At 56.1% G+C, this 21674-nt stretch carries 22 protein-coding genes and 1 tRNA gene; 11 read left to right on the plus strand and 12 right to left on the minus strand.

Annotation, left to right across the window (positions count from 1 at the left end):
* Window positions 1–24: 24 nt before the first annotated feature.
* Window positions 25–948 (minus strand): nitrogen assimilation transcriptional regulator NAC, encoded by a 924-nt coding sequence (nac, locus tag AAIE04_RS11865; protein WP_019452497.1) that lies wholly within the window; start codon window positions 946–948, stop codon window positions 25–27.
* Between the two features lie 338 nt (window positions 949–1286).
* On the opposite strand from nac, the gene AAIE04_RS11870 reads away from it, so the two are divergent.
* Window positions 1287–1362: transfer RNA gene (locus AAIE04_RS11870), tRNA-Asn, on the plus strand.
* 17 nt (window positions 1363–1379) lie between these two features.
* On the opposite strand, the gene AAIE04_RS11875 is transcribed toward AAIE04_RS11870, so the two are convergent.
* Entirely contained in the window at window positions 1380–1565 is a 186-nt protein-coding gene (locus AAIE04_RS11875) for a hypothetical protein (protein ID WP_498576984.1), read from the minus strand.
* A gap of 96 nt (window positions 1566–1661) precedes the next feature.
* Between AAIE04_RS11875 and AAIE04_RS11880 the strand changes: the two genes are divergently transcribed.
* Window positions 1662–2525 (plus strand): hypothetical protein, encoded by an 864-nt coding sequence (locus tag AAIE04_RS11880; protein WP_498576985.1) that lies wholly within the window; start codon window positions 1662–1664, stop codon window positions 2523–2525.
* A 71-nt stretch (window positions 2526–2596) separates the two neighbouring features.
* On the opposite strand, the gene AAIE04_RS11885 is transcribed toward AAIE04_RS11880, so the two are convergent.
* Complete coding sequence (locus AAIE04_RS11885) at window positions 2597–3037, minus strand: DMT family transporter (RefSeq protein ID WP_019452494.1); 441 nt, start codon at window positions 3035–3037, stop codon at window positions 2597–2599.
* Window positions 3034–3558 (minus strand): GNAT family N-acetyltransferase, encoded by a 525-nt coding sequence (locus AAIE04_RS11890; protein WP_498576986.1) that lies wholly within the window; start codon window positions 3556–3558, stop codon window positions 3034–3036. Before AAIE04_RS11890 ends, AAIE04_RS11885 begins: the two co-directional genes overlap by 4 nt.
* A 38-nt stretch (window positions 3559–3596) precedes the next feature.
* Here AAIE04_RS11890 and AAIE04_RS11895 point away from each other — a divergent pair, with 38 nt between their 5' ends.
* On the plus strand, window positions 3597–4166 hold the full coding sequence (locus AAIE04_RS11895) for a helix-turn-helix domain-containing protein (protein WP_063917903.1): 570 nt from the start codon (window positions 3597–3599) through the stop codon (window positions 4164–4166).
* A 13-nt stretch (window positions 4167–4179) separates the two neighbouring features.
* Here AAIE04_RS11895 and AAIE04_RS11900 read toward each other — a convergent pair whose 3' ends face one another.
* From AAIE04_RS11900 to AAIE04_RS11910, 3 genes are all read right to left on the minus strand, one after another.
* The gene (locus AAIE04_RS11900; RefSeq protein ID WP_063917902.1) at window positions 4180–4473 is read right to left on the minus strand and encodes a DUF2623 family protein; all 294 of its coding nucleotides are present in this window, start codon (window positions 4471–4473) and stop codon (window positions 4180–4182) included.
* A 130-nt stretch (window positions 4474–4603) separates the two neighbouring features.
* Window positions 4604–5191, minus strand: a complete 588-nt coding sequence (locus AAIE04_RS11905; protein ID WP_025160322.1) for a nitroreductase family protein — start codon at window positions 5189–5191, stop codon at window positions 4604–4606.
* 69 nt (window positions 5192–5260) lie between these two features.
* On the minus strand, window positions 5261–6157 hold the full coding sequence (locus tag AAIE04_RS11910; RefSeq protein WP_498576987.1) for a LysR substrate-binding domain-containing protein: 897 nt from the start codon (window positions 6155–6157) through the stop codon (window positions 5261–5263).
* Between the two features lie 114 nt (window positions 6158–6271).
* Here AAIE04_RS11910 and AAIE04_RS11915 point away from each other — a divergent pair, with 114 nt between their 5' ends.
* Both AAIE04_RS11915 and AAIE04_RS11920 read left to right on the plus strand, forming a co-directional pair.
* Entirely contained in the window at window positions 6272–6907 is a 636-nt protein-coding gene (locus AAIE04_RS11915; RefSeq protein WP_498576988.1) for a flavodoxin family protein, read from the plus strand.
* 138 nt (window positions 6908–7045) lie between these two features.
* Complete coding sequence (locus AAIE04_RS11920; RefSeq protein ID WP_498576989.1) at window positions 7046–8146, plus strand: glycosyltransferase family 9 protein; 1101 nt, start codon at window positions 7046–7048, stop codon at window positions 8144–8146.
* Here AAIE04_RS11920 and AAIE04_RS11925 read toward each other — a convergent pair.
* The 3 genes from AAIE04_RS11925 to AAIE04_RS11935 form a co-directional block, all read right to left on the minus strand.
* On the minus strand, window positions 8085–9308 hold the full coding sequence (locus tag AAIE04_RS11925; protein ID WP_498576990.1) for an O-antigen ligase family protein: 1224 nt from the start codon (window positions 9306–9308) through the stop codon (window positions 8085–8087). The two genes, AAIE04_RS11920 and AAIE04_RS11925, sit on opposite strands and share 62 nt — an antisense overlap.
* Window positions 9286–10194, minus strand: a complete 909-nt coding sequence (locus AAIE04_RS11930; RefSeq protein WP_211130270.1) for a WaaZ-like lipopolysaccharide core biosynthesis protein — start codon at window positions 10192–10194, stop codon at window positions 9286–9288. Before AAIE04_RS11930 ends, AAIE04_RS11925 begins: the two co-directional genes overlap by 23 nt.
* Window positions 10195–11185: 991 nt before the next feature.
* Window positions 11186–11911: a helix-turn-helix domain-containing protein gene (locus AAIE04_RS11935; protein WP_019452483.1), complete on the minus strand. Its 726-nt coding sequence runs from the start codon at window positions 11909–11911 to the stop codon at window positions 11186–11188.
* Between the two features lie 744 nt (window positions 11912–12655).
* Here AAIE04_RS11935 and AAIE04_RS11940 point away from each other — a divergent pair.
* The 5 genes from AAIE04_RS11940 to AAIE04_RS11960 all read left to right on the plus strand — a co-directional run bounded on the left by AAIE04_RS11940 (window position 12656) and on the right by AAIE04_RS11960 (window position 19290).
* Window positions 12656–13540: a helix-turn-helix domain-containing protein gene (locus tag AAIE04_RS11940; protein ID WP_498576991.1), complete on the plus strand. Its 885-nt coding sequence runs from the start codon at window positions 12656–12658 to the stop codon at window positions 13538–13540.
* A 487-nt stretch (window positions 13541–14027) separates the two neighbouring features.
* On the plus strand, window positions 14028–14201 hold the full coding sequence (locus AAIE04_RS11945) for a hypothetical protein (protein ID WP_154746484.1): 174 nt from the start codon (window positions 14028–14030) through the stop codon (window positions 14199–14201).
* A 447-nt stretch (window positions 14202–14648) separates the two neighbouring features.
* On the plus strand, window positions 14649–16994 hold the full coding sequence (locus tag AAIE04_RS11950) for a membrane-bound PQQ-dependent dehydrogenase, glucose/quinate/shikimate family (protein ID WP_498576992.1): 2346 nt from the start codon (window positions 14649–14651) through the stop codon (window positions 16992–16994).
* A 189-nt stretch (window positions 16995–17183) separates the two neighbouring features.
* A complete protein-coding gene (locus tag AAIE04_RS11955; protein WP_498576993.1) occupies window positions 17184–18824 on the plus strand; it encodes a Na+/H+ antiporter in 1641 nt (546 codons plus the stop codon).
* 223 nt (window positions 18825–19047) lie between these two features.
* A complete protein-coding gene (locus AAIE04_RS11960; RefSeq protein ID WP_019452477.1) occupies window positions 19048–19290 on the plus strand; it encodes a hypothetical protein in 243 nt (80 codons plus the stop codon).
* A gap of 11 nt (window positions 19291–19301) precedes the next feature.
* On the opposite strand, the gene AAIE04_RS11965 is transcribed toward AAIE04_RS11960, so the two are convergent.
* Entirely contained in the window at window positions 19302–19931 is a 630-nt protein-coding gene (locus AAIE04_RS11965; protein WP_498577067.1) for an alanyl-tRNA editing protein, read from the minus strand.
* Between the two features lie 85 nt (window positions 19932–20016).
* On the opposite strand from AAIE04_RS11965, the gene AAIE04_RS11970 reads away from it, so the two are divergent.
* On the plus strand, window positions 20017–20952 hold the full coding sequence (locus tag AAIE04_RS11970; RefSeq protein WP_143778293.1) for a LysR family transcriptional regulator: 936 nt from the start codon (window positions 20017–20019) through the stop codon (window positions 20950–20952).
* On the opposite strand, the gene alkB is transcribed toward AAIE04_RS11970, so the two are convergent.
* Window positions 20935–21582 carry a DNA oxidative demethylase AlkB gene (alkB, locus tag AAIE04_RS11975; RefSeq protein ID WP_019452474.1) on the minus strand — a complete coding sequence of 216 codons (648 nt, stop codon included), beginning with the start codon at window positions 21580–21582 and terminating at the stop codon, window positions 20935–20937. The genes AAIE04_RS11970 and alkB overlap by 18 nt on opposite strands.
* Window positions 21583–21674: the final 92 nt, after the last annotated feature.

A 21674-nucleotide genomic window follows, 5' to 3' on the forward strand; every position in this document is an offset into this window, starting at 1 on the left:
CCGCTGCGGCGGGCCATTTTTTCCTCAACGCACCAGCGCCAGCGCGCGCTTCTCCTGGCTGCGGCCGCCGGCGATCGACAGCAGCAGGTCTTTCACCAGCAATGCCGGGGCGGACAGCGCCTGTTGGCCCGACATGCACAGCGACAGCGGCACCGACATCGTCGGCGCATTGATGCGCGCCATCCAGGCCTTGGCCGGGCCGATCATCGCGCGCGCCACCGACTCCGGCAGCACGGTCGCCCCCAACCCGCTTGCGATCGCGGCGCTCAGCGCGCCTGAGGATTCAATCTCTCCCACCACGTTGATCGCCAGCTTGCGCAGCGCCATCGCCTCTTCCAGCTGGTTGCGCACCGCATCCCCCTCGCGCGGCAGAAACAGGTTCAGCCGCGCCACGTCCAGCAGCTCGACGCTGTTGCCGGGATGCGGCACCGCACGCGTCGCCACCAGATAGAGATCTTCCCGCATCAGCGCGATAGCGTGCTGACCGGCGGGCATTTTGGCGCCGTAGATCATCGCCATATCCAGCGTCTGATTGGCTACCTGCCCGGCCAATGCCGCGCCGCTGTTTTCATGCAGGCTGAGCAGAATGCCCGGCTGCTGATCGCGCAGGGTCTGCAGCAGCGGCAGCGCCAGCTGCGCCGCAGTGCTGCCCGACGCCAGCCCGAGAGACACCTGGCCGCTCATCGCCTGCCCGGCGCTGTTGACCGCGCTCTGCGCCTGTTCGCACTGGCGCAGGATGGTCTGCGCATGAGCATAGAGAATATTGCCGGCCTCGGTCGGCTGCACGCCGCGCTTGGTGCGGATCAGCAGTTGCTGCTTCAGTTCCCCTTCCAGCGTTGCCAATTGCTGGCTGAGCGCCGGCTGGGCGATATGCAACACCTCCGCCGCCTGGGTCAGGCTGCCAATATCGACGATTTTCACGAAGTACTTCAGACGTCTGAAATTCATAGTGCCTCCAGCGAGCCGCTAAATTGAGAATGCCGAAATCCGGTTATTCAATCGCAGCAAGATCCGGGCCAGAGTCGGTAAATGCCCCGAGAAGCGGGATACGCGGCGGCAAACGGCCGTTCGCCGGGCGGCGCGCGCCACAACGCAGGGCATGCGTTGCACCATCGGCAGGCAACGGCCTTAAACAACGGGCAATCCGCCGGCGCTGCGCGCGGGATAAGCGACAAAAGCGATAAAAAGCAGCAGGTTGGGCAATCTTGCAGCAAACGAACGCATCGGGCGTTTTCAGGCTTTACAAGCCGCAACCACCCCGCTATTATTCGCCCCGTTCACACGATTCCTCTGTAGTTCAGTCGGTAGAACGGCGGACTGTTAATCCGTATGTCACTGGTTCGAGTCCAGTCAGAGGAGCCATATTTAGAGAAGCCCGCTCAGGGAAACCCGAGCGGGCTTTTTGCATCTGTACCGCTGCCCTCCCGCCTCAGGTTCATCTCATCCACAAAAAACGCGAAACCCTCACCTGCGGGTAGAATGGTTTTATCCGCCAATACCCTGAGCCGACGGCGCTGAATATTCGGCCCGGACAATAATTTCTCGCCATAACCGTATTTTTCCACCTTCCCTGCATGCATCACGGGTTGAACATTGCAGCCAGATATCGGGCTTAGGTATAATTATTGACCGATAATGCGTTATTACATGGAGTGTTCGCTGTGAAAAAATTATTGTGTTTATGCCTGCCGATTATTTATTCGTGTAATGTCTATGCAAATGAAAAGATCTGCCCTGAACATCTCACCCCCATTAATGCTTTCAATAACATGATATTGACGCAAGACGCCTCAGCCAGGAAGATTCCCAAAAAAGTCAGCATGCATATAGAAAGCAAAGATGATTATATAAAGGCTGATACGCAGATGGAGTTCGATGAATGCGGCGCGTTGTTAAGTTCACGCAGCAGCAAAACCATCAAGTCACGGATTAATAACAACGTTTTACTAACTCAACTCCAGGGTTCGATAGATAAAAATCATAACAACTGGGATTACGACATGACTTTTAAGATGTCAATGATTGAAAGTGGAGCGGATAAACATGCACTGATGACACAAAAAATGAGCGGGAAATTTCTGACAGACCTCAATGGCAAAATAATCCGCTCTGAGGACACATCCGATATTTCCGCTGGAAAAAATCATCAATCAGGCAAGGCAATAACCACATTCTCAACGGATGATACAGGCAGGCTCTCCGGTTCAAGCCGGGTTAGCACGTTAGGAAATGACAGTAGCAACACCGTTTATAGTTATGACGCTAAAAATCGTTTAACAAGAATGATCTCGGGAGCAACAACTGAAGATTTTACTTATGATAACGACGATAGAGAGTTAACCAGCAAAGAAGTGATGAAGTCCTTCACCACAGAAACGACCACAACCACCTGTAAAAGTTGGGATAAGTTTGGAAGATGCATTAATGCTCAGCAAAACATTTCAATTTTGATTAAAGACGTGAAGAAAAACCGGGATAACGTCTACAACCACGTTGCAGAAATAAAGTATGACTATGTTTACTAGATTGTTATCGGGGGAGTAATCTCCCCCGACAATAGGCAACGTCACTCAAGGCGCGGCAGCAAACGGCGCGCTCAAAAGCTGCGTTTCGCCACCAGATAAGCGCCCGCCACCAGCAACAAGGCGCCGAACAACGCCGGCAGATTCTCGCGCAGCGCCGCCGGACCGGCGCGATAGGCATCGGCCAACAGCCCCATGCACAGCTGGCTGGCGACCAGGATCGAGATGGTGGCCGCCGCCCCCAGCTTTTGGTAACCCAAAATGCCGGCGAACACGAACAGCGATCCCAACAGCCCCGGCAACAGCATCCACCACCTGGCGGCGCCGGTCACTTCCGCCACAGCGCCGAGACCGTTTTTGGCCAGCAGCAGCCCCATCAGCAGCAGCAAACCGACGCTGGAGTTGATCACCAGCGTGATAAGGATGGTCGAGACGCTTTCGGTAATGCGCACCATCAGCAGATTCTGCACCACCAGCCCCATCCCCGCCGCCACCAGCAGCAACAGCATATTCATCGCTCTGTCGCGGGCGGCGTGGCCCGCTCGTCCAGCTTCAGCTGCAGGAAGATCAGATCCAGCCATTGGCCGAATTTGGCGCCCACCTGCTCCATACGCCCCACCTCATGGAATCCCTGCGCCAGATGCAGTTTGATGGAGGCCTGGTTGCCGGATTCAATGCCGGCCACCATCACGTGCTTGCCGATCTCCCGCGCCCGTGCGATCAGGGCGATCAACAGCGCTTTGCCAATCCCCTCTCCGCGATGCGCCTGATGGACATACACCGAATGTTCCACGGTATGCCGATAGCCGTCCCAGGCGCGCCAATCACCGAACGACGCATAGCCGATCGCCTCGTCCGCACCGTTCACCGCCACCAGCACCGGGTAGCCCGCCGCCTGGCGTTCGCCGATCCAGGTTGCGCGGTTGGCCGCATCCACGGTTTGTTCATTCCAGATGGCGGTGCTGTTCAACACCGCGTCGTTATAGATAGCGGCAATCGCCGCGCTATCGTTGAGCGTCGCATTTCGTATAATCATGGTTTACCCCGGCCAATTGTCCACTATAATACTACGATATGAATATTAAATTAGACAATCTAAATCAGCTGATCGGCGCGCGCATTCGCATTGAACGCGAGGCGCGCCACTGGTCGCTGTCCGATCTGGCCGAACGGGCGGGCGTATCGCGGGCGATGGTTCATAAGATCGAACGCGGCGAGAGCAGCCCGACGGCGATGCTGCTGGGCAGACTGGCGGGCGCGTTCGGTCTCAGCATGTCCAAGCTGATCGCTCGGGCGGAAACGCAGGAAGGCCGACTGCTGCGCCGGGAAGAACAACCGATGTGGGTCGATCCGGAGAGTGGCTACGTGCGGCGCCACGTTTCGCCGCGCACCGATCTGCCGCTCGATCTGGTGCGCATCGAACTGCCGGCCGGCGCGGCGATCCCGATGCCGGCCTCGGTGTATGCGTTCAAGCGTCAGCTAATCTGGGTGTTATCCGGTGAGCTGCTGTTTGTCGAGGGTGAGGCGCGCCACGAAATGGCCGAGGGAGACTGCCTGGAGCTCGGCCCACCGGCGGACTGCCGCTTTGAAAACCGTAGCGACCAACCGTGCGTGTATATGGTGGCGGTACTGAGCGCCGCCTGACGGCTTGCATGCGTTAACTTTGCATCGGTCGGTTATAGCCGGCGCGGAAAAACTTCTCCGCCAGCCGGTTATCGCCGCCAGAGAAGAACTCGCTCATCGGCTCGCTGCCGAGGCCATAGGCGCGGCTGAGCTGCCCGGCCTCAAACGCCGCCCGGTTCTCGTCGCCGCAGCGCTGCGCCAAATGGTGCGCATAGCCGAGCACGAAACCGCGCTTGTAGTCGGAGCAAAAGCGCGACAGCTCCGCCTCCGGCTGCAGATTCTCCGCCTTTAACCCCGCCAACAGCCCTTTGCCAAAATGATCCCCCACGGTTTCCTCCTCATCACGCAATCGCTATGTAACAAAATATACAGCGAATAGGCGAGCGAGAATATACTCCCAAAGTTTTACTCGCCGCATAAAAAAGGCCCGCCAGGCGGGCCTCGGCGAGCGCGGTCGATCACAGCGTGAAGTTCAGCCCTTCGCTGACGGTTTTGCCGATCGGCAGACGGCCCGACGGCGTTTCTTTTTCCTGCAGAAAATCCGGCAGGCGAGCTTTGTCGCCCGGTTTGCCGATCGCCACCATGGCGTGCACCGCATAGTCGTCCGGCAGCTGCAGCGCCGCTTTGATCTTATCGTGGTGGATGCCGCTCATGCAGTGGGTCAACCAGCCTTTCAGGTGCGCCTGATGCGCCAGGTTGGCCCAGGCGGCGCCGGTATCAAACGCATGAGTCGGATTGTCCACCAGCCGCTCGCCGTTCAGGCTGGTGGTTTTGGAGACGATCACCACCAGCGCCGAGGCGTGCTGCGCCCAGCCGCGGTTGAAGTCGATCAGAAACTCCAGATAGCTCTCCCAGCTGTCGGAACCGTGCTTGCTGTAGGCGAAGCGCCACGGCTGAATGTTGTAGGCCGAAGGCGACCAACGCGCCGCTTCAAAGAAGCTGAGCAGCGTCTGATCGTCGATGGCGTCGTTGGCCATGGCACGCGGCGACCAGCGTTCAATAAATTGTGCATCAATCGGGTAATCGGAAGTTCTTGGCTGGCTCATGGCAGGTTCTCGCAGTGAAGTAAAAACAAAAGTTCGCAGATATTCCCACAGCTTAGGACGATAAAACTTTTATTTCGTGCCATTGCCCTGCGGCAGTTCCTGCTGCAGCCAGGCGAGGAATGCCCTGACCGGCGGATGCCGTTCGCGCCCCGGTGCGCACAACACGCTGTACGCGGCGCCCGGTACGCCCACCTCCGGCCGGTACGCCACCAACAGACCGTTGTCCACCATATCGGACACCATCACCGAACTGGCGAGCACCAGCCCCTGTCCGGCCACCGCCGCCTGCAGGGCGTAATGCTCCTCGTGATAGCTGCGCATCGCCGCATGGCGCTGCCACCAGTCTACGCCCGCGGCTCGACACCAGTCATGCCAGCCGCTGTCGTACAGCGCAGAATCCCCCCACTTGACGGTGATCAACACCGGATTTTCCGGCGGAGCGGCGGCCAGCCCCGGCGCGGCATAGACGCCAAAGCTTTCCTCCAGGCGCGCCGTCTGATGCAGCGCGGGATAATGCGCGCGGCTGTAGCGCACCGCCACGTCCACGCTGGCGTCCTGCTGCAGATCGATCACCTCGGCGCAGGCCTCCAGGCGCACCAGATAGTGCGGATGCGCCTGGTAGAAACGGCCCAGGCGCGGCACCAGCCACAGCGCCGCGAAAGAGTGCGTCACCGAGACGCACAGCGATCCGCTGCTGGGCTGCGGCCGCAGGCCCTCGAGCGTAGCGGCGACGTCCAGCAGCGCGCCGTGCACTCCGGCAAACAGCGTTTCCCCTTTCGCCGTCAGCTGCACGCCGCGCGGTAGCCGCTGAAACAGCGCAAATCCCAGCTGCTGTTCCAGCGCTTTTATCTGGTGTGAAATCGCCGTTGGCGTTACCGCCAGCTCGGCCGCCGCCAGCTTGAAGCTGTGCAGACGAGCGGCTGATTCAAAAGTGCGCAATGCGTTGACGGGCAGCGTGGCGAACATGGTGACCCCCTACAGGTGAATTGAATTCATCCTGGCAGAAAAGCCGTCATTTGTCGTCTGCCAACGTTAGTTTCTAAAGTAAGGCTGAAATCGCTTAACAAAAAGGAATATGACATGAATACAACTCATCAACCCAAGCGTCTGGTGGTATTGGTCGGCAGCCCGCGCCGCGATGGCAACAGCGCCACGCTGGCGCAGGCGATCGTGGCGGGCGCCGCCGAAGCCAGCACGTCCGCCAGCCTGCATTTTCTCGATGATTACCTGAGCGGTTTTCTGAGCGACGAGCGGCATACGCCGGCGCCGGCCGATCGCTACGCCGAGCTGTTTCTGGAACACTTCCTGCCGGCCGACGGCGCGGTGTTTTGCACGCCGATTTACTGGTACGGCATGTCGGCGCAAACCAAGGCCTTTTTCGATCGCTCGTTCAGTTTCTATTCCAACGCCTACCCTCAGGCGGCGGAGGTGCATCAACGCATGAGCGGCAAGCGCATCGGGCTGGCAGTGGCGTCGGAAGAGACCTACCCCGGCGCGGCGCTGGGTATCGTGCATCAACTCCAGGAGTTCAGCCGCTACACCCACTCTGAATTCGTCGGACTGGTGCACGGCGCCGGCAACCAACGCGGCGAAATCGCCCGCGATCCACGCAACCCGCTGCAGGCCGCCCGCGCGCTGGGGCGCGAGATCTTCACCCGCCCCTACTCTGATTATCAGATGGACAGCCCGCGCAGCACGCAGGTCTGGGAGGAGTAGGCGCGTTGCAGCAATTGCAAGCATAACGTTAGCATCTGTCGCAATCTGTTGCGGGCCATTGGCCCGCCGTTGCCGCGCTTGTATGATACGACGCGGCGCCAGACGGTGGCCGCCTTTCTCAAACGGAAGCGAACTGCAATGTCGAAACAGTGGAAAATAGCGGCGGCCAACGCCGGTTTACGTCTCTATACCCGCATCGCGGGCAATTTCCGGCCGGCAGCGAGCTTAGATCCGCAGCACCCGTTTGAGCGCATCGTGATTTTCTCCACCAGCGCCCTCGGCGATCTGATGTTCAACACGCCCGCCATCCGAGCGCTGCATGAACGCTATCCCGGTGCGCAAATCACCTTAGTCTCCAGCCACAAAAACCGGCAACTGGTCGAAGGCAGCCCCTGGTTTCATGACGTGATTTATTGGGATCACAAGGCCAAAGACATGCTGAGCGTGATCCGCCGGCTGCGAAAAAACCGGCCGCAGCTGGCGATCATCCTGCACTCGAAGGTGCCTTACGACGTGCTGGTCGCCATCGCCGCCGGCTGCCGCTATCTGTTTAAAGACCTTTACGGCAATAAGCCGAGCGGGATGGAGCGCTGGTTGACTGGCGTCAGCCGCAGCACCGGCGGCCATCTGATCCAACGCAAGCTGGATATGGTGGGGCAACTGGGCTGCCGCACCGATAACCCGGAGATGTTCATTCCCGTCGCTTTCCCGCCGCGCGCAAAACCGGCAGGCAAGATCCTGATCGGCTTTCAGATGGGCGCCTCCGAAACGCTGCGCCGCTGGCCGGTCGAACGTTTTGTTCAGCTGGCGCAACGGCTGCTGGCGCACTCCGCCGACTATCAGATCGAGCTGATTGGCAGCGCTGCGGAGCGCCACATCGAGCGGGAATTTATGGCGGGCCTGAGCGAGGAACAGCAACAGCGGGTGGTAAGCCATATCGGCACGACCACGCTGCCGCAACTGCTGGCGGTGATCGCCAATCTGCAGGTGCTGGTGACCGGCGATACCGGCCCGCTGCACCTCGCCGTGGCGTTGAAAACCGCCACCGTCAGCCTGTTCGTCACCGCCAATCCGCAGCATACCGGCCCCTATCAGGACCCTGAGCGGCACCAGGTGATGCATGTGCCGGTTGACAGCGCCGCGCTGGATGCCGCCCAGCGCCGCCAACCGCTCAGTATCATCGAGGCGGAACGGGTGCTGGAGAAGACGCTGGCGGCGCTGCCGCCCGCACCCGTCTGATCGGCGACCGCTTTGGCTGCGACAACAGCATCGCCAACGGCAGCCAGAACAGGTACCAAAACTCCGCCGGATTGGCGATCACAAACATCCCCTGCGAACTGTAGAATACCAGCATAAACAGAAACATGGCCGCCTCCCAACGCCGTCCTGCGCGCCAGTGCGCAAAGGCAAGCCGCGCACCGTATGCCAGCAACGCAAACAGCAGCAGAAAACCCACGCCGCCGCCCTTCAGCAAGGCGCCGAGGTACAGGTTGTGCGTGGTATGATTCAGCTCGCCGGTATAATTGAGAAAGTTAAGCTGCTTATCAAAGCCGTAGCCGAAGAACGGCGCCTGTTCGATCAGCCTCAGGCTATGGCGCCAAATGCTGATGCGCACGAAGCTCTGTTGGTACAGCTCGCCAAAGCGGGTGAGCAGCATCTCGCCGATCGCGCTGTAAACGACGGCGAAAACCACCGCCAGCACGCCGGGCAGCAGGATCCACAGCCACTTTCCCGGCCGCTGTCGATAGGGCATCGTCGCCACTAGCGCAAACACCAGCGCCATCAACGGACCGCGGCTTTGCGTCAGCACCATGAACGCCAGCAGCGGCGGGATAAAGCACAGCGCCGCCTTCTGCCCGGTGTCGCGGAAAATCATCAGGCTCAGCAAAATGGCAATGGCGGCGTAACCGGCCAGATCGATCACGTTGCTCGGCCCCGGATTGCGGGGGGTGGTTTCTCGCAGATGATAAATCGACGGGGCGTCGACCAGCGTCAGATACAGACACAGCGCCGCAATGCCGACCAACATCGCCCACTGCAACTGATGGCGACGCTCACCGTCAAGCAGTGTCACCAGCCAGGCGAGATACAGCAGGATATAGGCGCTGTGGGTCAGGGCCGACGGTAAGTCGCCCGGCGTCTCGCTCCACAGGGCGCTGAGGGAATAATAAAGCAGAAACATCAGCGCCAATCCGCCGCCCCACAGTGCCCTGCGGTTGCTCAGCAACTGCCGCCGCAGCGGCGGCCAGGTAAACACCGCGGCCAGCCACAGCAGCGCCGCCAGGTGAAACAGATTGTTGACGCGGGTTTGGCCGCAAAATATCGCGCTGAAAAACGCAAAGGCTAAAAACAACGCGCTGCCGAGGCGATAAAATTGCTCAGGCTTGCTGAAAGTAAACATTGCCGTCCACCTTCTCGAAGATATCGCTGTCGATAGCGCTGTGCAGAGAAAGGTTTTTTATCGCGATCTGCTGCTTTTTCATGATCGCGCCGGCGTGCCGGAAAGCGGGGATCACCAGCGACTCCACCTTGTCTGCCAGGAATGTCGGCAACCGATCTTGCTCGGTCTCGTAAAAACGCGGCTGGTGGAAGTTGTTCATGTCCAGCCCGGCGATAAACAGCTGCTTGAAACCGAGATAGGCGATGATTTGCAGCGCCCAGTAGGCCACGGTGCCGGCATCGAAAACGCCGCAGCGAATATCCTGACTGAAGCCGAGCGTGCGGCACGCGGCGGCAAAAACCACGCCGCTTTCCCGGCAGTAGTGATCCCACAGCGCACCGCTGTCGATCCGGGGATGGTAAATCTTGCAGGACGCATCTTCGACAATCGCCAAACGGCAACCGATCGCCGCCTGGCCAAATCGATCGAGAATGCGGGCTACGCCGTGCACGGTGGTGAATAACGTCAGCTCCCGCCGTTGAATGACGTCGCGCACGATCTCCGGGCGGCTATCGATAAAGCCCATATCCACAATGACGTAGAAGCGAAAATCCACCTGCCGATGCAGAAAATAGGCGCCGTTGACCCCGATGGCGGGCATGGCGGGAATATTTTCGAAGCGCAGCTGCTTCACCGACGGGCCGGTGGCCGTCAACAACGCCTCTCCCCGGCAGCTGTTGCGCAGTTCGCTCAACGGGACGATCGGCACCGACCGGTGCTTATACCACAAGGCGGTGATTTCCCCTCCTTCGCCGCGCGCGATCTTCACATAGGGCCAAAGATTTTCGTTATGCCGATAAGGGCGCGCGTGGGAATAGCGATAGACCTGCTTAAAAAAAGAGCCCATGGTGGCGATGTCCTATCCAGAGTGCGTGACGATACCTACAGGGGCATCTTTCTGTATGCTCAGAATTTAATAACGTGTCAGCGCTGGCCAGGCCGTACAGCGAGTATCTAAATATTCGTTTAATGAAGCAATTTTTGTAATTTGAATTATTCGTCAACGCATCGCCAAGAGATATGTCCAGATGTTAAATAGATGAATAAATGTTTCACTGCGTAAATATAAAATAAAATCAAAGCTCACCGTTATCCTGTCGCTTAGGCGGCAGTTTACGCCATTATCCTGCGGCTGTTTCGGCAGATTCACAGAGGACGGATAGCATATCGATTAATAACTTATCTGAACAAGAGCGCCAGACCAGGAGGCGCGATAAACACATTTTTAGGTAAAATAGGCAGCCACCGACAGTGCTAGGATTAACTCGCTATCATTTTATGTGCACTTTCAAGCAACGTTACCCTGTTATTTCGCATTCGCCGATCGTAAAGATCGGCTTTTTTATTTCTCCCGCCTGATCCGCCACCATAAATACCGTTTTTTGGTAAGAAAATGCCGAAGCGATAAGGTTAGATGCGCAGTGCATGCCCTTATTTTCCGTGTGTAGGTCATGCATCCCAGAGAGATTATCGATGTTTCATTCGCCGGCGTTATCGCCGGCTTTTTTTATTCCAACATCACCTTGCCAGACCTCAACACTATCGACAGCGGAGCCGGATTAGCACGTTTTACCTATTTATTGATAACAGAGAACACTTTTCGGTAAAGAGAAAATGGCAACGCGCGCTACTATTTCACCCGTAGTTTGTCATACCTATTGAATACCCCATGCTTACCGACCCTCGCGGTCGGTTTTTTTTCGCTCTCCCTACCGCAGCCTGAGCACCAGGCTACGCGCATGCCATCCCAATAGGGCATTGGGAGGCCTGAAAAAAATTGTCAATGATATCAAGGCAAAAATCAGAGAGCGCGCTTCGGCCCGAGCAACAAGCCCGGATCATTTAATCGGTATGAAATACCACATGCTGATGTCATCCTTTTCACCAGGGCAATGATCGTGGATTTTAAACATGACGCTCTCGGTAATGGAGATATCCAATGAGGCCAGAACACCTTCATAGGCCGACAGGATGAACTCGCTTTCACTCATCTTGTGCTCATTACGCCGGATTGCAAGGTACCTTGCCGATGAGTTGTACAGACCACAGGTTATTGGGTCTTTGTAGCTTATCTTCATCTGTCCCCGGATCATGACCGGAGACAGCAGTTGCACCTGCCTTTTTTTCTCGTAATACTCATGCAAATTCAAGTGCACGATACTGCTGGGAAAGGGCTCTTTGTCGAAAGCAATAATCGGTTGATAATTGACAAAAGGCCAGTGGCTCATGGTTCTAAATGTTCGCGGCGGACAACCGAATTGATTTGAAAAGGCGCGGCTAAATGATTGTTGAGAACTAAATCCAGACAGTAAGGCAATTTCATAGATCTTCATATCCGTACGTTTCAACAGCAACGTCGAGCGGCTCAGCCTGCGTTTTCTGATGTAAGTCCCTATCTTCATCCCTTGATACAAATAGAACATCCGCTGCAAATGGCCAATGGAATATCCTGACTTGATGGATAACGCTCTAATTGAAACATGGCTCTGAGTATCTATCGCCTTTTCAATGATGCAGATTATTTCGTCTAAAATATTGCGTCTGAACTCGTTAGAACAATCCATAGTAAAGCCTGTCATCTTGCTATATTTATTATTGAATGCATTTCTCTTTTTTTAGCATCAGAAAACCGTTAAGTTTGCTTCCTATTGAAAAATGGCATCCCCATACTTGTTCAAATATATCCATGCGTCAGACGGCGCGAACAACCTGTCCATGACCATAGGATGGCCATTCACCTTTCGCGCAAGTTGAAATTCTTAGGCAAGTCGCATCTAATAACGCCAATAATGGCATCAAGACAAAAACACGTTATGAAATTACCCCCGTGATACCCAATTTGGATTAGACATTATTCTGCAGCGCAGCCTTAGGCCTATTTACCCCTTAACCACTCACCCTTAAACATAGCATAGTTAATTATTTCGATTCTAAAAGATGTTACTGTCAATAAATTGGCAGACATATAGAGTTTTTATCTATCAATGAATAAAAAGTGCGCTTCCGCTCCCCGTGACCTATCCTGTCCGGATCGGATAACACGATACAAAACAAATAAAAATCAATGAATTGCAAAAATCACGCTGTCTAAATCACGCCATCTTGCCGTCTCTCGTCCTACCCAGTTAGTTGCCAAATGACACTTTTGAGTACATTTTCCTCAATTTGCCGCGTTAATATTGCGTGCGCTCTATACTCAGGATATTGCCTAAAACAGCGAATGAATCAGGCCGCTGTCGCTGATTACCGATAAAGCGTTATTTTACCTGACGCAACCATTAGGCAGATAACTAAAAGGAAGCTCCCGTATGTTTATAACCAAAGTCATTGAGGAGCTGCTCGCCTGGGTCGAGGAAAGTGGGTTCAATGAGAAGCTCACTGTTGAGATGCTTTCAGAAAAAAGCGGATATTCACGTGGGCATATCCAGAAAGCCTTTAAAGATGAAACGGGAATGACTTTCGGCAACTATGTGAGGGGCAGAAAACTCATTCGCGCCGCATTTATGCTGAAAGCGACAAACCTCTCCATTTCCCATATCGTTAATGAGTTGAAATTTCAGTCATATCAATCATTTGGCCGAGCGTTTCGCAAGCAGTTCAGAACGTCGCCGATGCAGTACCGCAAGAGTAAATCCTGGGACGTTTCCTCCGCCATCCCCTTGCTGTTTCTCGATGGCATACCCGAACATCGCTATGTCCACCTGCCAAAATTTTTCGATGAATCAGGGGATTGTATCGATGCTGAGATCTATCACTTCCACCCCGCGGTTTCGGCGCTGCGATTGGCGGCAATTGATAAAATGCAAGCAACAGACGGCGGCATGATTAATTTTTTTAACTTCGGCGCAAGCGCCAACAAAGAGAACCACGTTAGCATCTATTTGAAGACGACCTATGTTCCTGAAGGCGCTGATATCACTAGCGTTCTTGCCTCGCTGGCCGAGGTTCAGGGAAAAAAGGATATGCAACTGTTTGCCGAATTCACTTTTAAAGGCGCGAGCGATGAAGCGCAACAGTTCACGCAAAGCATTTACACCAAATCATTCCCGATAAATAAAGTGGGCATGGTCGATCGCTTCCTCATCGAAATCCTTAGCCCAATAGGCAATGGCGAAATAGCGATGAAGACCTATATCCCTATTTTATTCCCTGCCAGGAAAAGAGAAATAAATGGAACGAAAATGCCAGAATAGCCGGCACGTCAATGTCGACCTCAGGCTTTACTAATGCAATCTATATCAATCAGTAAAAATCATATTGAGCTTGCGAGCGGCATCACGCGCGCACGTTAAAACAGAGAAAATTTTAAGACTTATCCAATTGGAAAGCCCATCAACATCATTTCGCCAAGCGAGTCCGGTCTCTATCTTGTGGCCATGGTAATGGTTGAACGTTTATCTGCGGATAAATCACTGCAATGTGACTAACATACCAATACCTTATATATCAATGAGTTATGTTAATTTACCTTTCGTGCGGGGTGAGTTATAACTTATTGTTTTGATTGGGTTTATTGAAAAACCCCGATCGCGTCATACCGCCTGACGTTCGCTTTACCCCGCTCCCCCCTCTTGTAGACATCCCTAAACAGGGAAGATATTTTATTTCCACGATGCCTGTATTCACCGGTGCTATTAACATGCCTTAAACAAGAGTAAACCCCGTCAGGAAAATAGAATTATGAGCACTCACGCATGGTCCAAAAATTTAAAAAAACACTACCCCGATGTTAATGTGGAAAAAGTGACTATCGGCGACCGCGGGAAAGGTTATATTGTCTATGTCGATGGCGAGAGAATGGCGTTGAATCATTTTTTTCGCCGTTTTTATCGACACCGGCTTGATAAAGAATGAAACTTCATACTGAATTTATCGAGTTATGAAAATCGGTAAAAGCCTGTTATTTATAATAGCACTGCATTGCGCATCACTCTAAATAATTAGCCCAAAGAGGCCATTTCATCAGGCGCACATATCGTCTAACAGAGTATTAAATTCGCCGTAATACTGAAAGCCGCGCCGTTCAGCAACGGTTTTCAACCCGGTATTAAATGATGCGATAAGCCATACGTTAATCACGTACGCGCCCTCATTGCTCAATAAAACCTTTATCTCGCTCAGGCGGCGGATCCAGGCCGCCATTCTGTGCCATGAAATGGAAAGCGAAACAAGACCTTAGCAGCCATAAAGCGTTAGTGAACCGTCTCAAGGCGATGAAAGTGCCTTTCATGCCGGCGTTTTCGCGTATTGAGAGCGATGGAATGATGATCCCAATGGGATTGACAGGTCAAAGGAAAACATATGATTAGAACATCGGTTGTAAAGAGAGCTTTAATAATCACGTTCTTTTGCTTGCTGGTTTTTTCGGGCGTTGCGTTAACCGTGGGCGGCGTTTGGCTCATTGCCCTCGGCGGCTCGTTTTACTATGCCATCGCAGGGATAGGTTATGCCGCAGCCGCGATACTGGTGTTTAAACGCAACAAACAGGGTTATCACTTAACCATTGCGCTGTTCTTCATCACGACGCTGTGGGCGCTTTGGGAATCCGGGCTCAACTACTGGGCACTGTTCCCTCGTCTGCTGGTTCCCGCGGGCCTTTCTATCATCGCCGCGTTTTTACTTCCCTCGCATCTGTACAGCGCTAAGGGGAAAAAACAGGCTTACATTGCCGGTACGGTTTTGTCCGTTGCATTCGTTGCTTTCTTTAGCGGCGCCTTTTTTCCCCATGGAGCGATAACGCCTGCTGATAACGCAACCTTTATCGAGAGCAAAAGCGATAATGCCCCTGCGGATTGGAGCGCCTATGGCCGCACGACGGAAGGAACGCGCTATGCGCCGTTTAATCAAGTTAACCGTTCCACAGTCAAAGATCTCAAGCTCGCCTGGGTTTACCGGACCGGCGATTTCAGGCCGGGCGTCGATCAGAACACCCCGCTGGCCATTGATGATTTGGTCTATAACTGCACGCCCAACGGGCTGATTACCGCCATAGATGCCGATACGGGCAAAGCGCGTTGGAAGTTTGACTCGCATTCAACATCCCCGGTCTGGCAGCGCTGTCGCGGGCTGGGTTACTACCAGAATGAGGATGCGGCGCCAGGCTCTGTGTGCGAAAAAACGATCATTCATACCACAATCGACGCCCGCATCATTGCGCTGGATGCCAAAACGGGCCAGAAATGCCCCTCATTCGGTCAAAACGGCGAGGTTAACCTCGGCCAGCATATGGGGAAAATCGAACCTGGATTTTACTTCCAGACGTCAGCGCCAACTATCGCCCGGGGGAAAATTATCGTCGGCGGTTGGGTCATCGATAATGTGATGAAAGGGGAGCCTTCCGGCGTCATCAGAGCGTTTGACGCCAAAACCGGCGAGTTGGACTGGGCGTGGGACTTAGGCAATCCGGCGATCGCCAAAACGCCGCCGCCCGGAAGCACCTATACCCGCGGCACCCCGAATATGTGGACCACCGCCGCCTATGATGACAAATTGGGTTTGTTGTACGCACCGCTCGGCAACGCGACACCCGACTATTACGGCATGAACCGCCCTAAAAACTCGGACGACTACAACTCATCCATTGTCGCCATCGATATTGAAACGGGCCGCGAGCGCTGGAAATTCCAAACGACCCACCACGATATCTGGGATTACGATCTCGCCTCCCAGCCCGCCCTGGTGGACGGCTTCGACGATCGGCATAATCCGGTGCCCGCCCTCCTGTTGGGCACTAAACGCGGGCAGATTTTCTACCTGAACCGTGAGACAGGCCAGCCGCTGGCGCAGGTTGAAGAGCAAGCCGTACCGACCCAAGGCGCCGTTCCGGAAGAAAAACTCTCACCGACCCAGCCGTTTTCTGTCGGCATGCCGACCATCGGCGCCGAACACCTTACCGAAGAGAAAATGTGGGGCACCACCCTGTTTGATCAAATGGCATGCCGCATCTTGTTCAAACGGATGAATTATCAGGGGGCCATGACCCCAATCAGCACGCGGCCCACGCTCGAGCAGCCCGGCAATATAGGCGGTCTCAACTGGGGCAGCATGTCGATTGATCCGGTGAACCACATGGCTTACATGAACGATGTGCGGATCCCGAATGTGTTCTGGTTAGTGACGCGCGATAACTATGAGCGCGTCGCGAAACAGTATCCGCAAAAAGTGATCGACGGCCATGGGCCATCGCCCATGATCGGCACGCCATACGGCATGATCACGCTGATGTGGATGTCGCCGCTCGAGGTGCCTTGTAACCAGCCCCCTTACGGCACCATCACCGCCGTCGATTACAAAAACAAGAAGATTGCCTGGCAGATCCCTGCCGGCACCGCCGAAAAAATGGGGCCGTTGGGTATCAGATCACACCTGCCAATGCCCGTCGGCATGCCCACCTATGCGGGCACCATGACGACAGCCGGCGGCCTGGTCTTCTTCGCCGGCTTCCAGGACTACTATCTGCGGGCCTACAACAGCAGCACCGGCAAGGAGGTCTGGAAGTACGCGCTGCCGGTCGGCGCGAGCGCCACGCCGATGAGCTATGTTTCGCCGAAAACCGGCCGGCAATACATCGTGATTGTGGTCGGCGGCGCGGCGCACTCGCAAGAAACCGGCGATTACGTCATGGCGTTTGCGCTTCCTGAATCCTGACCTCGTTACCCCGGCCGATCGAATCTGCCGGGGGGACACTACACGATACTCTGACGGCCGCTATCGATGGCCGCCCTGGAGCCATACATAGCTTATCCGCCTGCAGAAGGACGAGCCTGCCGGGGCGGCAGACATCAAGCAGGCAGCGCTTGAAAACGGCGAGAAAAATTAACCAACCAAAGGTTCACGATGGAAACATTCTTCACCATATTAATCTTATTACTCACCGTCTCGTTGTCCGGCATCGTGACGAGAATATTTCCATTCCAAATCCCCTTGCCGCTGGTGCAAATCATCGTCGGCGCCGTTTTGGCCTGGCCGCAATTTGGCCTGCACATCGACTTCAACCCCGAACTTTTCTTGATGCTGTTTATCCCTCCTCTGCTGTTTGCCGACGGATGGAAAACGCCGGCGCAAGAGTTTATTCATTACGGCAGAGAAATACTGAGCCTGGCTTTGGTGCTGGTGATCATCACGGTGGTGGGGGTGGGCTATCTGATTCACTTGCTGCTTCCGTCTATCCCTCTCGCGGCCGCGTTTGCCCTGGCCGCCGTCCTGTCGCCTACCGATGCCGTCGCGCTTTCCGGCATCGTCGGCAAAGGGCGCATGCCCAAGCCGGTCATGCGCGTGATCGAAGGCGAGGCGCTCATGAACGACGCTTCCGGTTTGGTTTCCCTTAACTTTTCCATCGCCGTTGCGCTCGGCGCATTGGCCTTCACCTGGGAAAGCGCCTTTCTAACCTTTCTGCAGGTCTCTATTGGCGGGGTGCTCTGCGGCATTGTTATCGTCGTTTTATATAATCAAATGGTTAAATTCATCCACAGATGGATGTACAACGACTCGGCCACGCAGATTGTCTTCTCTTTGCTGCTCCCCTTTTCTTGTTACCTGATAGCGGAAAAGATCGGCGTCTCCGGCATTCTGGCTGCCGTCAGCGCCGGCATGATGATTGGCCAATCCAAAGTGAATCACAATATGCCGCTGGTGCGTTTGCGCACCAATAACATATGGGAAATGCTCGAGTTTATCTTTAACGGCATGGTGTTCATTTTGCTCGGGCTGCAGCTGCCGGGCATCCTGAACTTCACCCTGGCGCAAACCGATATGGATCATTCCGTCAGTCTGGAGAAACTGCTGGGTTACGTGGCCATCATCTATTTCAGTTTGATCGCGGTACGTTTGATCTGGCTGTGGTTGATGAAATTCGGCAGCGCGAAGCTGATGCGCAAAGATCCGCTGTTATTTTCGAAATTCAGCACGCGCGATCTGTTCGTGGCGTCCTTCGCCGGGGTTCGTGGGGCCGTCACGTTGGCAGGCGTGTTGTCGATCCCGTTGTTCTTGCTCGACGGTTCGCCATTCCCGGGGCGCTATCAGCTGGTATTTATCGCTTCTGGCGTCATCTTGCTGTCGATCGTCGTCGGCATACTCACCTTGCCTTTGCTATTGCGCGGCAACCCGCCGCCTGAAGAGGATCAGGAAGAAGCGTTTTCAGTCTCAGAGGCGCTGGCGAGTGCCGCCATCAAAGCGGTTAATGAAACGAAGGAAAAGCTGGTCGATACTCCACCGGACGACGCAACGCCAGAGTTGATTGAAGAAACGACGCGCCGGATGTTGGACGTGCTGCAGCGAAAAATCCTGACCAAGGACGATATTAAAAACATCGTGGCGCTGAAACGGCTCGAAAGGCAGCTGTACCTGGCTTCTTTGCACGCAGAAAGGGAAGAACTGTATCGATTGCGCCGCATGAAAAAAATCAGCCATGAAAAGCTGAGAAAGCTGCTGCATCGAATTGATATTACCGAAGTGCTGATCTCTGAAGACAGTGTCTGAACCGATGAGCCTCGGTCTGGCGGCAATCACGACCCTGCGGGGTACGATTGCCGCCGAAAAACCGCCGTCGTGCAACAAAAAAGCCGGCGATATGACGCCGTTTTCCTCCCCCGGCGCAGGCGACTGCGCCCTGTCCTCTCTTCGTTACCTTGTTTCCGGGTGCCGCTTGGCAGGGCATTCATTCTGTTATAATGTATCAGAAATTAACGAAGGGAAGACGACGATGAAAATCCAGCTGTCGCTGCTGTTTCTCAGCCTGTTGGCCGGCAAGGCCGCGGCGTTTCAGTCGAAGGTGCCCGAGCCGCGTCCCGAGCAGGCGCGCGCGGCGGAGCAAAACATCGAAAATCTGTTTTACGGCTTTCACGCCATGGACGCCCAGGCGGTGAACATCGGCAGCTGCGCGGCGGTGCCAGTGGCGGGATGCCAATGCGCGTTCTGCACCCAGCTGCGGCAGGCCGGGCGCTGAAGCCCCCTTATTTAATCCAGCTCATACTGCACGATCAGCTGCCCTTTCTTCATTTTGACGCCGGTGACGCTCACCGCCCCTATCTCGGCCAGCGTGGCGACGTGGGTGCCGCCGCAGCCGTAAGCCAGCAGCTCGCCGAAACCCACCTGGCGCATGCCGTCCACCGCCTGTTGGCGACGCGGCAGATCGGCGGCGATCAGGCGCGCCAGCTCCGTTTGTAAAACATCCGCCTCGATCGTCTGCGCGTCTGCCTCCGGCGTAAACGTGATGCGGCCTTCCCCCGGCCAATGATGCGCCTTGACTGGCCGCCACCCCCGGCCTTCGCCCAGCCAGCCGATCAGATGCCCGCCGGAGTGCCAACGGGCATGCAGCCGGCGTTGCGCTTCATCGATACGCATCGTAACCGGCCCGATCGGCAGCGGCGCGGCGGTAAAGTGCACCACCTTATCCCCCTGCTGCTGTACCCGCACGACAGCGACGTTGTCCAACGTTCCCACGTCGGAGGGCTGGCCGCCGCCCTGCGGGTGAAATAGCGTGGCGTCGAGCTCTACGGCGTAAGCGCCCGCCTCGGCCGGCGCGCAGCTCAACACCTGTGCCTGGCCCTGTAACTCGTCGCTGTAGTAATAACGTCGTTCGGTCATCATTTTTCTCCTCGATTCAGGGAGCCATTATATTCATGTCATAATCAGAGGATAATCCGTCGTCATCACAATGGACCTTTGCGTCATGAGCACAAATCTTTCTCACGCCCTGTTGGCCGAAATGGCCGTTTTCGTCCAGGTGGTGGAGAGCGGCAGCTTTTCCGCCGCCGCCCGTAAGTTGGGTGCCTCGCCTTCCGCCCTCAGCCGCAGCGTGGCGAAACTCGAGCAGGCGCTGGCGCTGCAGCTGTTGCACCGCACCACCCGCAAGCTGCGGCTTAGTGAAAACGGCGAAGAGGTGTTTCAACACTGCCGCGCCATGCTGGCGGCGGCCGAGGCGGCGATGGCGATCGGCGGGCGCGGCGCCGCGGAGCCCGAAGGGTTAGTCAGCATCAGCGTCCCCAAGGCGGTGGGCCGTTTCGTGCTGCATCCGCACATGCCGGCGTTTCTGCGGCGCTACCCGAAGGTAGACGTCAGGCTGCGGCTGGAAGATCGCTATATGGATCTGATCGACGATCGGGTCGATCTGGCGCTGCGCATTACCGATCGCCCGTCGCCCGGTTTGATCGGCCGCCAGTTGATGAGAATAGACCATCTGATATGCGCCACGCCGGATTATCTGGCGCAGCACGGCACGCCGCAGCACCCGCACGATCTGACGGCGCACAGCTGCATCTATCTGGGAGAGACGCCGAGCGATGCGCAATGGAAATTCCGCCGCAGCGGCAAAACGGTGACGGTCAACGTGCGCGGCCGCTACGCCGCCAACCACACCGGCGTGCGGCTGGACGCAGTGAAACAGCATATCGGCATCGGCAGCCTGCCGTACTTTACCGCCCGCCAGGCGCTCGAAGACGGCGAGATCGTGCAAGTGTTGCCGGAATGGGATTTTCTCAGCAGCTATCACGGCGGCCTGTGGTTGCTCTACGTGCCCAACCAGCATTTGCCGCCCAAACTGCGGGTATTCATCGACTATCTCGTCGCCTGCCTGGCGCAGGAACCGCAGCTACAGCGCCTTGCGTAGCGTAATGTTGATGCGGTGCGGCCCCACCAGCGAGTGGTAGCCTTCTTTGACCGGCAGGATGCCGTGGAAGCAGAGCCGCGCCGGGCCGCCCCATACCACCACGTCGCCGTGCGCCAACGGGATGCGCCGCGCCCGGTCGCTGCGCTGCAGGCCGCCGAACTGAAATACCGCCGGCAGCCCGAGCGAAACCGAGACGATCGGCGCACCGAAGTCGTGTTCGTCCTTATCCTGATGCAGCGACAGCTTGCTGCCCGGATCGTAACGGTTCATCAGGCAAGAGTCCGGCACGAAGGGGCCAAAGCCCGCTTGCTGTGCGGCCTCATCCGCCAACGCCATCAAGATTGGGGGAATGGCCGGCCAGCGTTTGCCGCTGCGTGCGTCGCGTTCCGAATAGCGATAGCCGCGGCTGTCGCTGGTCCAGCCGTTGCCGCACCAGCTCATCGCCACCGACATCACATGCCCGCCGGGGGTGGTCAAATGCCGCCATGGCACCTGAGCCACCACGCCCTGCACCGCCGCCAGCAGTTCCGGCCCGTGATCGCGCACAAAGCCGTGCATCACCACCGCGCCGGGAGCGATCTCTTCCCGCCACGGCGGCGGCAGTGCGTCTTCAAAAAGATCGATTGTCATCGTCAATGCCTGTATGAATACACAGTATCCATTGTAACCCGCCGCCGTCGATTGTCCAGCGCCCGGCAACGCCATTGTCGTTGGCGGCAAAT

The organism is Serratia sp. Ae19-1 (genome assembly GCF_059801225.1).

What these genes read in the sequence shown, in the direction of transcription:
- AAIE04_RS11955 (WP_498576993.1), top strand. Translation starts at nt 17,184, where the DNA reads ATGGAAACATTCTTCACCATATTAATCTTATTACTCACCGTCTCGTTG.
- AAIE04_RS11895 (WP_063917903.1), top strand. Translation starts at nt 3,597, where the DNA reads ATGAATATTAAATTAGACAATCTAAATCAGCTGATCGGCGCGCGCATT.
- AAIE04_RS11920 (WP_498576989.1), top strand. Translation starts at nt 7,046, where the DNA reads ATGTCGAAACAGTGGAAAATAGCGGCGGCCAACGCCGGTTTACGTCTC.
- AAIE04_RS11890 (WP_498576986.1), bottom strand. Translation starts at nt 3,558, where the DNA reads ATGATTATACGAAATGCGACGCTCAACGATAGCGCGGCGATTGCCGCT.
- nac (WP_019452497.1), bottom strand. Translation starts at nt 948, where the DNA reads ATGAATTTCAGACGTCTGAAGTACTTCGTGAAAATCGTCGATATTGGC.
- AAIE04_RS11945 (WP_154746484.1), top strand. Translation starts at nt 14,028, where the DNA reads ATGAGCACTCACGCATGGTCCAAAAATTTAAAAAAACACTACCCCGAT.
- AAIE04_RS11935 (WP_019452483.1), bottom strand. Translation starts at nt 11,911, where the DNA reads ATGGATTGTTCTAACGAGTTCAGACGCAATATTTTAGACGAAATAATC.
- AAIE04_RS11930 (WP_211130270.1), bottom strand. Translation starts at nt 10,194, where the DNA reads ATGGGCTCTTTTTTTAAGCAGGTCTATCGCTATTCCCACGCGCGCCCT.
- AAIE04_RS11965 (WP_498577067.1), bottom strand. Translation starts at nt 19,931, where the DNA reads ATGACCGAACGACGTTATTACTACAGCGACGAGTTACAGGGCCAGGCA.
- AAIE04_RS11940 (WP_498576991.1), top strand. Translation starts at nt 12,656, where the DNA reads ATGTTTATAACCAAAGTCATTGAGGAGCTGCTCGCCTGGGTCGAGGAA.
- AAIE04_RS11950 (WP_498576992.1), top strand. Translation starts at nt 14,649, where the DNA reads ATGATTAGAACATCGGTTGTAAAGAGAGCTTTAATAATCACGTTCTTT.
- AAIE04_RS11915 (WP_498576988.1), top strand. Translation starts at nt 6,272, where the DNA reads ATGAATACAACTCATCAACCCAAGCGTCTGGTGGTATTGGTCGGCAGC.
- AAIE04_RS11905 (WP_025160322.1), bottom strand. Translation starts at nt 5,191, where the DNA reads ATGAGCCAGCCAAGAACTTCCGATTACCCGATTGATGCACAATTTATT.
- AAIE04_RS11970 (WP_143778293.1), top strand. Translation starts at nt 20,017, where the DNA reads ATGAGCACAAATCTTTCTCACGCCCTGTTGGCCGAAATGGCCGTTTTC.
- AAIE04_RS11960 (WP_019452477.1), top strand. Translation starts at nt 19,048, where the DNA reads ATGAAAATCCAGCTGTCGCTGCTGTTTCTCAGCCTGTTGGCCGGCAAG.
- AAIE04_RS11925 (WP_498576990.1), bottom strand. Translation starts at nt 9,308, where the DNA reads ATGTTTACTTTCAGCAAGCCTGAGCAATTTTATCGCCTCGGCAGCGCG.
- AAIE04_RS11885 (WP_019452494.1), bottom strand. Translation starts at nt 3,037, where the DNA reads ATGAATATGCTGTTGCTGCTGGTGGCGGCGGGGATGGGGCTGGTGGTG.
- alkB (WP_019452474.1), bottom strand. Translation starts at nt 21,582, where the DNA reads ATGACAATCGATCTTTTTGAAGACGCACTGCCGCCGCCGTGGCGGGAA.
- AAIE04_RS11910 (WP_498576987.1), bottom strand. Translation starts at nt 6,157, where the DNA reads ATGTTCGCCACGCTGCCCGTCAACGCATTGCGCACTTTTGAATCAGCC.